11 protein-coding genes are annotated in these 12,427 nt (G+C 70.5%); 5 read left to right on the forward strand and 6 right to left on the reverse strand.

Annotation, left to right across the window (positions count from 1 at the left end; genetic code table 11):
- The 4 genes from VH969_RS30795 to VH969_RS30810 form a co-directional block, all read left to right on the forward strand.
- A partial coding sequence (locus VH969_RS30795; RefSeq protein ID WP_331980688.1) for an ABC transporter substrate-binding protein occupies nucleotides 1–1,078 on the forward strand: 1,078 nt, incomplete at its 5' end.
- A 4-nt stretch (nucleotides 1,079–1,082) separates the two neighbouring features.
- Nucleotides 1,083–2,021, forward strand: coding sequence for a carbohydrate ABC transporter permease (locus VH969_RS30800; protein ID WP_331980690.1), 939 nt, complete (start codon nucleotides 1,083–1,085; stop codon nucleotides 2,019–2,021).
- Nucleotides 2,018–2,938 carry a carbohydrate ABC transporter permease gene (locus VH969_RS30805; RefSeq protein WP_331980692.1) on the forward strand — a complete coding sequence of 307 codons (921 nt, stop codon included), beginning with the start codon at nucleotides 2,018–2,020 and terminating at the stop codon, nucleotides 2,936–2,938. The genes VH969_RS30800 and VH969_RS30805 overlap by 4 nt, the downstream gene beginning before the upstream one ends.
- On the forward strand, nucleotides 2,935–5,046 hold the full coding sequence (locus VH969_RS30810) for an alpha-galactosidase (RefSeq protein ID WP_331980694.1): 2,112 nt from the start codon (nucleotides 2,935–2,937) through the stop codon (nucleotides 5,044–5,046). The genes VH969_RS30805 and VH969_RS30810 overlap by 4 nt, the downstream gene beginning before the upstream one ends.
- Here VH969_RS30810 and VH969_RS30815 read toward each other — a convergent pair.
- Nucleotides 5,030–6,127, reverse strand: coding sequence for a hypothetical protein (locus tag VH969_RS30815; protein ID WP_331980696.1), 1,098 nt, complete (start codon nucleotides 6,125–6,127; stop codon nucleotides 5,030–5,032). The genes VH969_RS30810 and VH969_RS30815 overlap by 17 nt on opposite strands.
- Nucleotides 6,128–6,257: 130 nt before the next feature.
- Between VH969_RS30815 and VH969_RS30820 the strand changes: the two genes are divergently transcribed.
- Nucleotides 6,258–6,857, forward strand: coding sequence for a GNAT family N-acetyltransferase (locus VH969_RS30820; RefSeq protein WP_331980698.1), 600 nt, complete (start codon nucleotides 6,258–6,260; stop codon nucleotides 6,855–6,857).
- On the opposite strand, the gene VH969_RS30825 is transcribed toward VH969_RS30820, so the two are convergent.
- From VH969_RS30825 to VH969_RS30845, 5 genes are read right to left on the reverse strand one after another with little or no spacing between them, the layout of a single operon-like run.
- Nucleotides 6,858–7,841 (reverse strand): acyl-CoA dehydrogenase family protein, encoded by a 984-nt coding sequence (locus tag VH969_RS30825; protein ID WP_331980700.1) that lies wholly within the window; start codon nucleotides 7,839–7,841, stop codon nucleotides 6,858–6,860.
- Nucleotides 7,802–8,740, reverse strand: a complete 939-nt coding sequence (locus VH969_RS30830; protein ID WP_331980702.1) for a VOC family protein — start codon at nucleotides 8,738–8,740, stop codon at nucleotides 7,802–7,804. The genes VH969_RS30825 and VH969_RS30830 overlap by 40 nt, the downstream gene beginning before the upstream one ends.
- A gap of 9 nt (nucleotides 8,741–8,749) precedes the next feature.
- A complete protein-coding gene (locus VH969_RS30835) occupies nucleotides 8,750–9,499 on the reverse strand; it encodes an enoyl-CoA hydratase/isomerase family protein (protein WP_331980704.1) in 750 nt (249 codons plus the stop codon).
- A 21-nt stretch (nucleotides 9,500–9,520) separates the two neighbouring features.
- Nucleotides 9,521–10,759 (reverse strand): acyl-CoA dehydrogenase family protein, encoded by a 1,239-nt coding sequence (locus VH969_RS30840; RefSeq protein WP_331980706.1) that lies wholly within the window; start codon nucleotides 10,757–10,759, stop codon nucleotides 9,521–9,523.
- 7 nt (nucleotides 10,760–10,766) lie between these two features.
- Complete coding sequence (locus tag VH969_RS30845; protein WP_331980708.1) at nucleotides 10,767–12,353, reverse strand: AMP-binding protein; 1,587 nt, start codon at nucleotides 12,351–12,353, stop codon at nucleotides 10,767–10,769.
- Nucleotides 12,354–12,427 lie beyond the last annotated feature (74 nt).

A 12,427-nucleotide genomic window follows, 5' to 3' on the forward strand; every position in this document is an offset into this window, starting at 1 on the left:
TGGCACCGTCGACGTCAACACGGTCGACCACAACACCTTCCAGGAGCAGATCAACAGCTACCTGCAGGGCAAGCCGCAGGACACGTTCATGTGGTTCGCCGGCTACCGCATGCAGTTCTTCGCCCAGCGCGGCCTGGCAACCGATATCAGCGACGTCTGGGAGAAGATCGGCGGCAACTTCTCCGAGGCCTTCAAGAAGGCCTCCACCGGGCTCGACGGCAAGCAGTACTTCGTGCCGTTCTACAACTACCCGTGGGCGATCTTCTACAAGAAGAGCGTCTGGGAGAAGAACGGCTACGAGCCGGCCGCGAACCTGGACGACTTCAAGGCGCTCTGCGAGCAGATCAAGAAGGACGGCATGACGCCGATCGCCTTCGGCGACAAGGACGGCTGGCCCGCGATGGGCACGTTCGACTACCTGAACATGCGCATCAACGGCTACGACTTCCACGTCCAGCTGATGGCCGGCGAGAAGTCGTGGAGCTCCAGCGAGGTCAAGACCGTCTTCGACACGTGGAAGGGTCTGCTGCCGCTGCACCAGACCGACGCGCTCGGCCGCACCTGGCAGGAGGCCGCGCAGTCGTTGCTGAAGAAGGAAAGCGGGATGTACCTGCTCGGCATGTTCGTCGGCCAGCAGTTCCCCGAGGGCGCCGAGCGTGACGACCTCGACTTCTTCCCCTTCCCCGAGGTCGACTCCGCGGTGGGCACCGACGCGGTCGAGGCGCCGATCGACGGCGTCATGATGGCGCCCCGCCCGCGCAACGAGGACGGCGCCAGGGAGCTGCTGCGCTACATCGGCTCGGCGGAGGCGGAAGAGGCCTACATCAAGTCCGACCCGAACAACATCGCCGCGCACAACGACGCGGACACCAGCGGCTACAACGCATTGCAGAAGAAGGGCGAGGAGCTGGTCAGCGGGGCCAAGTCGATCTCGCAGTTCCTCGACCGCGACACCCGCCCGGACTTCGCCTCCACCGTGATGATCCCGTCGCTGCAGGAGTTCATCCGCAACCCCAACGACATCGACGGGCTGACCAAGAAGATCGAGGATCAGAAGAACTCGATCTTCGGTGGCTGACCCGATGACCGCCACGGCGGTCCGCGACCCGGGGACGGTGCGCGCACGCCGTCCCCGCAAGTCGCGTCAGGTGCGGTCGCTCACCGGCACCGACCGGCTGATCGTCGCGTTCATGGTCGTGATCCCGACGCTCGTCGTCGTCGGGCTGGTGTGGGGACCGGCCATCGGCACGATCGTGCTGTCCTTCACGGACTGGAACGGCATCGGCAACATCAGCGACATCAACTTCGTCGGGATGGAGAACTACCGCAACGTCACCACGAACTACCCGCCGTTCCCGCCGGCCATCCAGCACAACATCATCTGGCTGGTCGTGTTCTTCGTCGGCCCGACGCTGCTCGGCATGCTGCTCGCGGTCATGCTCGATCGCGAGCTGCGCGGCAGCCGGATCTACCAGAGCATCTTCTTCCTGCCGGTGGTGCTCTCCCTCGCGCTGGTCGGCTTCATCTGGCAGCTGATCTACTCCCGCGACCAGGGCCTGCTGAACGAGGTGCTCGGCACGCAGACCGACTGGTTCGGCGACCCGGACATCAACCTGTGGGCGGTGCTCGTCGCGGCCGGCTGGCGGCACACCGGCTACATCATGCTGCTCTACCTCGCCGGGCTGAAGGCCGTCGATCCGGCGCTGCGCGAGGCCGCCGCGGTCGACGGGGCCGGCGAGGTGCGCACGTTCCTGCAGGTCGTGTGGCCGGTGATGCGGCCGGTGAACATCATCATCGTGGTGATCACCGTGATCGAGTCGCTGCGGGCGTTCGACATCGCCTGGGTGATCAACAAGGGCCGCAACGGCCTGGAGCTCCTCTCCACGCTGGTGACGCAGAACGTGATCGGCGAGGCGAGCCGGGTCGGGTTCGGCTCGGCGCTCGCCACGATCATGATCGCGATCTCGACCGTGTTCATCGTGATCTACCTGATCCAGGTGATGCGGGAGCAGAAGCGATGACGACCACGCAAACCGTGCGCACGCACGCGGCCACCACGCGGCGGCCACCGGTGCACAGGAAGCAGAAGATGCGCCCGGCGCGGGTCGTGCTGGTCGTGTTCCTGACGGTCATGGCCGTGGGGTGGATCTTCCCGATCCTCTGGGCCGTCTACAACTCGCTGCGCGACTTCGACTACACCTCGCTGCACGGCTACTTCTCGGTCGGCGGCTTCACGCTGGACAACTACAAGAACGCCTGGGAGCAGGGCGACTTCGGCCAGACGTTCACCAACACCGCGATCATCGTGATCCCGTCGGTGATCATCACGCTGCTGCTCGCGTCGTCGGTCGCGTTCGTGCTGGCACGCTTCAGCTTCGCGCTCAACCTGACCCTGCTCGCGCTGTTCACCGCGGCGAACCTGCTGCCGCAGCAGGCGCTGCTGGTGCCGCTGTTCCGGCTGTTCCTCAACATCGAGGTGCCGTTCTGGTTCAGCGACTCCGGCACGCTCTACGACACGTACTACGCGGTCATCGCGGTGAACATCGCGTTCCAGACCGGCTTCTGCACGTTCGTGCTGAGCAACTACATGAAGACGCTGCCGCGCGAGCTGTACGAGTCGGCGCAGGTGGACGGTGCCGGCGTGCTGCGCCAGTACTGGCAGATCGTGCTGCCGCTGTGCCGCCCGGCGCTCGCCGCGCTGTCGGTGCTGCAGGTCACCTGGATCTACAACGACTTCTTCTGGGCCGTCGCATTCATGCGGACCGGCGCCAAGCTGCCCGTGACGAGCTCGCTGCAGAACCTGCGGGGCCAGTTCTTCACCGACTACAACCTGCTGTCCGCGGGCTCGGTGATCGTCGCGATCCCCACGCTGGTGATCTTCTTCGTGCTGCAGCGGCACCTGCGCGCCGGCCTGACCCTGGGAGCCACCAAGGGATGACGCTGGTCCACCTGTCCACGGACACCGTGAGCCTGGTGCTGGACGCCCGCGGCGGCGGGCTGCCCGTGGTCGTGCACTGGGGTGCGCCGCTGCGCGAACAGTCCGAGGAGGACCTGCTGGCGCTGGCCGACGCGACCGTGTCGCCGAGCGCGGTCAGCACGCCCGACGGGCCGGTGCCGGTGGCGCTGCTGCCCGAGGCGGTCCGCGGCTACCAGGGCCGGCCGGGCCTGCGCGGCAGCCGTGCGGGCCGGGCGTGGGTCACGTCGTTCCGGGTGTCGGACGTCCACGCCGGCCGGTCGTCGGTGCGCGTCGAGGCCGAGGACCCGGACGCGTTGCTGTACCTGGAGATCACCGTCGAGCTCGCGCCGTCCGGCCTGCTGCGGCTGCGCTCGCGGGTCACCAACGACGGCGCCGAACCGTACACTGTGGACGGTCTGGAGGCGGCGCTGCCGGTGCCCGCGCAGGCCACCGAGCTGCTCGACCTGACCGGCCACTGGGCACGCGAGCGGCACCCGCAGCGGCGGCCGTTCGACATCGGCACCTGGTCGCGGGAGAGCCGCCGCGGGCGGACCGGGCACGACGCGACCATGGCGCTCATGGCCGGCACGGCCGGGTTCGGCTTCCGGCACGGCGAGGTCTGGGGCGTGCACGTGGCCTGGAGCGGCAACCACGTGACCTACGCCGAGCGGATGCTCGAGGGCACCGCCACGCTTGGCGGCGGTGAGCTGTTGTCCTCCGGTGAGGTGACGCTCGAGCCGGGCGCGGAGTACGCGTCGCCGTGGCTGTACGCGGCCTACAGCGGGCGCGGCATCGACGGGCTCTCCGCCGCGTTCCACGAGTTCATGCGCGCCCGGACCGGGCATCCGGTGCGGCCGCGGCCGGTCGTGCTGAACACCTGGGAGGCCGTCTACTTCGACCACGACCTGGACCGGCTGCGCTCGCTCGCGGACGTGGCCGCCCGGATCGGCGTGGAGCGGTTCGTCCTCGACGACGGCTGGTTCGCCCACCGCCGCGACGACACGGCCGGCCTCGGCGACTGGTACGTCGACGAGACCGTGTGGCCGCGCGGGCTCCGGCCGCTGATCGACCACGTGACCGGGCTCGGCATGCGGTTCGGCATCTGGGTCGAGCCGGAGATGATCAACGAGGACTCCGACCTGTACCGCGCGCACCCGGACTGGGTGCTCGGACCGGGCGCCGGCGTGCTGCCGCCGCGGGCGCGCCACCAGCAGGTGCTGGACCTGAACGTGCCGGCGGCGTACGCGTACATCCTCGAGCGGCTCGACGAGCTGCTGGCCGGCAACGACGTCTCGTTCCTCAAGTGGGACCACAACCGGGACCTCGTCGCGGCCGGCCACGACGGGCGCCCAGGCGTGCACGGCCAGACGCTCGCGGTGTACCGGCTGCTCGACGAGCTGCGCGCGCGGCACCCCGGCGTGGAGATCGAGAGCTGCTCGTCCGGCGGCGCCCGGGTCGACCTGGAGATCCTGGCTCGCACGGACCGCGTGTGGGCGAGCGACTCCAACGACGCCCTGGAGCGGCAGACGATCCAGCGCTGGACCGCGCTGCTGCTGCCGCTCGAGCTGGTCGGCGCGCACGTCGGCCCGCCGACCGTGCACTCGTCGGGCCGCACGCAGGGGCTGCCGTTCCGCTTCGCGACCGCGCTGTTCGGGCACTTCGGCATCGAGTGGGACATCGCGTCGGCCTCGCCCGGGGAGCTGGCGGCCCTGGCCGCCGGAATCGAGTTCTACCGGGAGAAGCGCGACCTGCTGCACGCGGGCGAGCTGGTCCGGGCCGACCATCCCGACCCCGCCGCGTACGTGCACGGCGTGGTCGCGCGGGACGCCTCGGCCGGTCTGTTCGCCTACGTCCAGCTGACGACGTCGGCGCGCGGCGTGCCGGCCCCGATGCGCCTGCCCGGCCTGGACCCGGAGCGCCGCTACCGGGTCGACGTCGCCGAACCGGCCGGCCCGCCCATGACGATCGGGCACGCTCCGGAGTGGACACCGCGCGAGCTGACCGGCCGCGTGCTCGCCGAGGTGGGCCTGCGCCCGCCGGTGCTCGCCCCGGAGCAGGCCTGGCTCGTCGAGGTCACAGCTGTGGCGTAGCCGCCGGGCTCGGGTGCACCAGCTTGGTCCAGTCGCGCCCGTGCTGCCATGCCTGCCGGATCGTGAAGGCGGCCGCGAGCGTGGCGACGACCCAGCCCGTGACGCCCTGCGGCAGTGCCGAACGGCCGTCCGGCGCGGTGAGGTAGCCGTACACGAAGCTGCCCGCGAGGAACAGGAAGCCCATCCACGGCTGCGAGCCCCGGTCCATGATGTTCAGCAGTGTGGCCGACCCGATCAGCACGCCGACGAGCGCGACGATCCCGCCCGCGGTCTCCTGGCCGGCCTGGTCGAGCGCGAACCCGGCGAGCACGATGCCGATGGCCGCGATCGACGTCGGCTGCCGCAGCGCGTCGAACGCCGAGCGCCGCGTCGACCAGTTCACCAGCAGGAAAACCAGGAGGACGAAGCTGATGATCGCCGGCCCGGCCAGGACGCCGAAGACCCCGGTCGCGAGCTCCTCCCCGCTCGGCCGGTCGTCGTCGGACAGCAGGCGGGGCACGATCGCGCCCGCGAAGAGCGAGGCGTCGATCAGCATGCCCGTCAGCCACATCTTCGTGACCTTCACCGGCTGCGGCGGCCCCGGCTCGGTGACGATCGCGATCCCCGCCTGCCGCAGCACCGGGAACTCGTGGCGCTTGCGGAAGCTCCACGAGTAGTAGCCGGCCGAGGCGAGCACCGCGAGCCCGGCGAACAGGAACAGGATCGGCAGCGGGTAGCCGGCGAGGTTCTGGAGGTACCTGTCCGGAGTCGGCTTGCCGACGTTGGTGGCGATGAACCAGGTGCCGACCGCGTACCCGAAGGCGGTGCCGGCCAGCACCCAGGCGACGAGCGTGAACGCGAACGTCGGCGAGGCGCCGGCGCGGCGGCGCTGGATCGACGTCCGGAGGTAGCGGCCGGACACCGCCTTGCGCAGCGTGCGCGCGATCAGGATCCCGGCGACCGCTGCCGCGCCCACGGCCAGCACGGGCGTCCAGTCCACGTCCGCGCGCCGGTGCACCTCCCGCCCCACGAGCACGGTGGCCGGCGCGACGCACAAGATCATCGCGAACACACCGAAGAGCCAGCTGACCCGACGCATCACGCCCCCAGAGCGGATCGGAGTTCCCCAGTCACTCTCCGGGCATCATAATGACGGGTCGCCCAACGCCTGCGTGGCTCCGGTTCGTGGTCCCGTGGACCGCCGGGTCCGGGCGTGATCGATAATCGTGCCCGTGGGACCGAGGATCCGAGCGTTCCGGCCCGGCGAGGAGCGGGCGCTCTACGAGATCTGCCTGCGCACGGGCGCGAGCGGCGAGGACGCGTCCACGATGTACCGCGACCCGAACCTGCTGGGCGAGATCTACGTGGGCCCCTACCTGCACCTCGCCCCGGCACTGGCCCTGGTGGGGGAGGACGAGGCCGGCGTCGCGGGCTACGTGCTCGGCGTGCCGGACACCCGTGCGTTCGAGCAGGCGTGCGAGCGCGAGTGGTGGCCCGCGATCCGGTCCCGCTACCCGCTGGGCGTGCACCCGCCGAACTCTCCGGACGACCGCCTGATCCGGATGATCCACGATCCGCCCGAGGCGAGCGCGGACGTCGTCGAGCGCTACCCGGCGCACCTGCACATCGACCTGCTGCCGCGCCTGCAGGGCCGCGGCTACGGCCGCCTGCTCCTGGAGGCCCTGTTCGACGGGCTGCGCGGGTTCGGCGCGCCGGCCGTCCACCTGGGCGTGGGCCTGGCGAACCAGCGGGCGATCGGGTTCTACGAGCGGATGGGCTTCACGGTCGTCCACCGCTACGCCGACTCCCAGGTCATGGCCCGGCCGCTCTGACTAGAGCCCCAGCTGCCGCGCCAGCGCCTCCGTGTGCTCGTCCGCGTCCCCGAACGCCAGCGCGCTCGCGATCGCGTGCCTGGTGTGGAAGTGCAGGTCGTGCTCGGCGGTGAAGCCGATCGCGCCGTGGATCTGGTGGCCGAGCGAGCACACGCGCTGGTACGCCTCGCTCACCCACGACTTCGCGACCGCCACCTCGACGGCCGCGTCCAGGCCGCGGGAGAGCCGCCAGATCGCCTCGTAGGCGATGAACCGCGAGCCCAGCACGTCGATGGCCATGTTCGCGCAGTGGTGCTGCACCGCCTGGAACGCGCCGATCGGCCGGCCGAACTGCTCCCGTTGCGTGGCATACGAAACGGACTCGTCCAGCACCGCCTGCGCCCCGCCCACCATCTCCGCGCACGTCGCCGCCGCGCCGTACGCGCGCACCAGCGACGGCGCGACGTGGACCGGTTCGCCCTGCCCGGCGAACCGGACCCGGTACTTCGGGTCCAGGCCGATCACGTCCTGGCGCACGATCTCGGCGGCCGACTCCACGACCGACACCGAGTCCCCGGCCGCCACGACGAACCCGTCCGCGGCCTCCGCGTACGGAACCAGCTCGGCCACACCGTCCACTGTGGACGCGAACGTGTACACCCGGCCCGCGGCGATCTCCGGTCGCAGCGACTCGACGGCCATGCCGCACACCAGCGACGCCGTGAACGGCGACGGCACCGCGAACCGGCCGAACTCCCCGGCCAGCAGGCACGCCTCGAGAAACCCCATCGACTCGTCGAAGGCGACGCCGGTCCAGCCGAGGTCGACGACCTCCTTCCACGTCGCCGTCGAGTAGCCGGCCGGGTCACCCGCGACGGCCCGGGCCGAGGCGCCCGCGTGCGCGGACAGGAACTCCCGCGCCGTGCGCTGGATCAGCTCCTGGTCCTCGGTGAGCGTCAGGTCCATCAGCGCGACACCGGCGGGATCTTGTCCGACCGCACCCACACGCCCGGCCGCTCCTCCCAGAACAGCTGCACCAGCACGCCGCCGGTCTGCTTCGGGTGGATGAACGTGTGCTTCCACGCCGCCCCGTCGGTCACGCCCTCCTCGTCGTCGAACGTGTTCATGCCGTGGTGCTCGCACGCGGCGAGCGCGGCGTCCCAGTCGGCGACCTGGAACGTGACGTGGTGTGCGGCGGCGCCGTTGCGGGAGAAGAACTTCTCGATGAAGGAGTCCTCGCCGCGCGGCATGATGACTTCCCAGCAGATGCTCGAGCCCGGCACGTTCAGCACCAGGTCGGCCATGTCCGGGTGCTCGTCGTCCGGCGTGCGCCACACCTGGACGAAGCCGGCGAGGTCGCCGTACCAGCGGGCGAGCTCGTCGCGGTCGAGGAACGCCTGGCAGATGTGGTCGAGCGCCACCACACCGAGCGTCGGACCGTCCACTGCGGACGGCTGGACCGCCGTCGGCGCGTCGTCGCCGGCCATCGCCAGCGTGCCCGGCCCCCGCATGCGGAACAGCACGCCCGGCCCGTGCTCCGGCGGCGACAGCGACGCCTCGGCCCACTTGCCCGCCTCGCCGTCGGTCAGCTTGATGCCTCGCGTCTCCAACTCCGCGATCGTCGCGTCGAGGTCGGGCACCTCGACGCCGACGTGGTGCAGGCCCGGCCGGCCGTTGTGCTCGTCCAGCCACCTCTGCAGCGGCGAGGACTCGTCGGTGGGGGAGAGCACCAGCCAGGCGTGCCCCCAGCTGCCCGGGATCTCCATCCGCACGCCGCGGGTGCCGGCGGCGGCGTTGTCCCAGCGGGAGACCGCGCGGAACCCGAACACCTTCGCCAGCAACGAGACCTGCGCGTCGAGGTCTGGCACCAGCTGGGCGACGTGGTCGATTCGATAGATACGCATGTCTGCCTCTCAGCTCGGGTGCGGCTCGATCCAGTCGTACTCGTTGTCCACGAGCTCCTTGACCAACCGGAGGTTGTAGCGGTTCATCGCGGCGATGCGCTCGGCGAGCTCGCCGACGCGCGCCTCGAACTCCGCCGCCGGGAACACGCTGTTGACCAGCCCGAACTCGAGTGCGCGGGCGGCGTCCAGGCGGACTCCGGTGAACAGCATCTCCTTGGCCCGCGCCTTGCCGACCCGCTTCGGCAGCCGCTTCACGCCGCCCCAGCCGGGTGCCGAGCCACCGAACGCGGGCTGGTCCGGGTCGGGTTCGCCGTTCATGAACTTCGGCTGGTACGGCGGGCGCGCCGACAGCGTGATCTCGACCAGGCCGAGCTTCGCGTCGTCGGCGGCGACGATGAAGTCCGCCGCGAGCGCGAGCTCCAGCCCGCCGCCGACCGCGTAGCCGTGCACCGCGGCGATCACCGGGACCGACGTCCGCTCGATGAGGGAGAAGGTCTTCTCGCCGAGCCTGCCCTGCTCGACGCGCTCCTTCGGGGTGAGGCCCTCGGACCACTTCACGTCCATGCCGGCGCAGAACGCCCGGTCGCCGGCTCCGCGCAGCACCGCGACGCACACGTCCTCGTCGTCGTCGATCTCGGTGAAGATCGCCCGCAGCTCGTGCATGGAGCCCGGCGTCAGCGCGTTCAGCTTGTCCGGGCGGTTCAGCGTGATCCAGGCGACCCGCTCTTTGATCTGCACGTCAAGGGTTTCGTATGCCATGTTCTCCATCTTCCGACAGGTTCACTTCCTGGGCAGGCCGAGGCCCCGGGTGGCGATCACGTTGCGCTGGATCTCCGTTGTGCCACCGAGGAAGGTGGCCGCGACCGCGTCGAGCCGCTGGTGGGTGAAGGCGGCGCCGAGCGGGGCCCCCTCGCGGCCCCACAGCTCGGCGTAGGGCCCGAACGCGTCCGCGCCGGTGCGCGCGATCCGGCCGGCGAGCTCGGCGCCGAACAGCTGGTTCACCGACGCCTCGTAGCCCGGCACCTCGCCGTTCGCCTGCTTGGACACCGTGTAGCGGGCGAGGTTGTAGAGGACCCGGACCTCGGCGTAGCGCCGGGCGATCTCGTGCCGCAGGCGGGCGCGGTCCGGGCGGATGTGGTCGCCGTTCTCCTTCACGTAGGTGACCAGTGTGGACAGCGCCTGCTCGAACTTGACCGTGGCGCCGATGCCGGCGCGCTCGAAGCTCAGCGCGTCCATGGCGACGTACCAGCCGCGGTTCTCCTCCCCGACCCGGTTCGCCACGGGGATCCGGGCATCCTCGAAGAAGACCTCGGCGAACGGCACGTCGCCGCGAATGTCGGTGATGGGGCGTACGGTCACGCCCGGTGTCGCCGTGTCCACGAGCAGGAACGTGATGCCCTTGTGCTTGGGCGCGTCCGAGCCGGCGCCGCCGTCGGTGCGCACGAGCACGAACAACCAGTCCGCCTGCACCCCGAGGGAGGTCCATACCTTCTGCCCGTTGACAACATAATGATCGCCGTCCCGCACCGCCTTCGTGCGCAGCGAGGCCAGGTCCGAGCCGGAGCCCGGCTCGGAGAAACCCTGCGCCCACGTCCGCTCGCCGCGCGCGATCGGCGGCAGGTGCTCGGCCTTCTGCTCGTCGGTGCCGTGCGCGAGCAACGTCGGGCCGAGCAGGAACGCGCCGATGCCGTTCACCGTCGGGACCCGCGCCCGCATCATCTCCTCCTGCAGGATGAACTCCCGCATGGCGGACAGGCCCGCGCCGCCGTACTCGGCCGGCCAGTGCGGGGTGATCCAGCCGCGCTCCGCGAGGGCGGCGGCCCACCGGTGCGCGCCCTCGCGGCGCACCGGATCGTCGCTGACCCGGTCGGCGGGCCAGTTGTAGCCCCACACGTCCTCCGGTTCGAGGCTGTGCTCCGCGACCGGGTCCGGCCGGTACTCGGCCGGGAACCTCTCGCTGATGAACGCGCGCACCTCCTCGCGGAACGCGGCTTCTGAGGGAGTGTCCTCCCAGTTCATGACCCTCCTATCCAGCGGCCTGCCGGGGCGGCGCCTGCGGTCCGGCCTCGCGGTCCCATGTGGACGGCGTGATGCCGTGCTGGCCCTCGGCGCGCAGCCGGTACTTGGCGACCTTGTCGGTCGGGGTGCGCGGCAGCGCGTCGAGGAACTCGACGTAGCGCGGCACCATGAACTTCGGCAGGCGCTCGGTGCAGAAGCCGATCAGCTCCTCCGGTTCCAGCGCCATGCCGGGCCGCAGCACGACGGCGAGCTTGACGTCCTCGTCCTCGAGCTCGGACGGCACGCCGATCGCCGCGCTCTCCAGGATCGCGGGGTGCATGTTGACCTCGCACTCGAGGTCGAAAGCGGAGATGTTCTCGCCGCGGCGGCGGATCGAGTCCTTCATGCGGTCCAGGAAGTAGAAGTAGCCGTCCTCGTCCTGCCAGACCTTGTCGCCGGTGTGGAACCACAGGTTGCGGAACGTCTCCGCGGTCGCCTCCGGCGTGCCGTAGTAGCCGCTGGTGATCACCCACGGCTGCTTGGGCCGCAGCACGAGCTCGCCCGGCTCGCCGGGCCCGACCTCGCGGTCGTGCTCGTCGACGACGGCGGCGTGGAAGCGTTCGGAGTGGACGGTGCCGCAGGAGCCGACCTTCCACTCGCCGTACGGGCTGCCGGTGGCGATGCCCGCCTCGGTCGAGGTGTACGTCTCTACCGAGCGCACCCCGAAGCGCTCGCGCAGCGGCTCGTCGAGCACGGACTTGCCCATGTAGAACATCTCGAGCGGGTGGTTCTTGTCGTCCGGCGTGGGGTCGCGGCCCATCAGGATCGGGATCATGGAGAAAACGCTCATCGCGACCTTGGCGTCGAAGTAGCGGACGTCGTCCCAGAAGCGGGAGGCGCTGAACCGCTCGACGACCGCGAGCGCGCCGCCACCGAGCAGGGCGGACATCATGCCGTCCCAGAGGCCGGCGGCGTGGAAGAGGGGGAGCGGGCAGTAGATCGTCTTGCCCCAGCGGTCGAGGTAGTTGAGGGAGTCGTAGGCGCAGGTCAGCGCGAGCGCGTGGGAGCACATGGCGCCCTTGGAGGGGCCGGTGGTGCCGGACGTGTACATGATCGCCTGCAGGTCGGCGAACATGATGCCGGCGCGGGGCTCGTCGTCGCCGTGGTCGCGCAGGCCGGCCAGCGAGACCGCCGGCTTGCCGAGCGGGACCGTGTGGTCGCCGCGCACCACGACCCGCCCGAGCCCGGGTAACCGCTCGGCGACCGGGGGGATGCGGTCTACATAGGACTCGTCGATGACGAGCGTGGTGGCGTCCGAGCTGAACAGCACGTGCCGCAGCAACTCGCCCCGGTGCGCGATGTTGACCGGTACCGCGACCGCCCCGATTCGCGCGAGCGCGAAGATCAGCGGGACGAAATCCGGGCAGTTGGGCAACATCACCGCGACGTGGTCGCCTTTGCCGACCCCGATGGCGATCAGCCCCTGAGCGAGCCGGTTGGCCTCGTCATGGACGTCGCCGTAGGTCAGCTCCCCGTCGCGGAACTTGAGGAACGGCTCGGTCCGGTGACTGTCCGCCCTGGACCGGAGTACGTCGCCGAGAACGAAACTCTCCAACGTCTCCTTGCGCATCACACCTCCGCTGGCGCCTCGGAGCACGCCAGGCGGGACGGCAGGGAGTGCACCGCCCT

It is taken from the genome of Actinophytocola sp. (assembly GCF_036555685.1).
GTDB lineage: Bacteria > Actinomycetota > Actinomycetes > Mycobacteriales > Pseudonocardiaceae > Actinophytocola.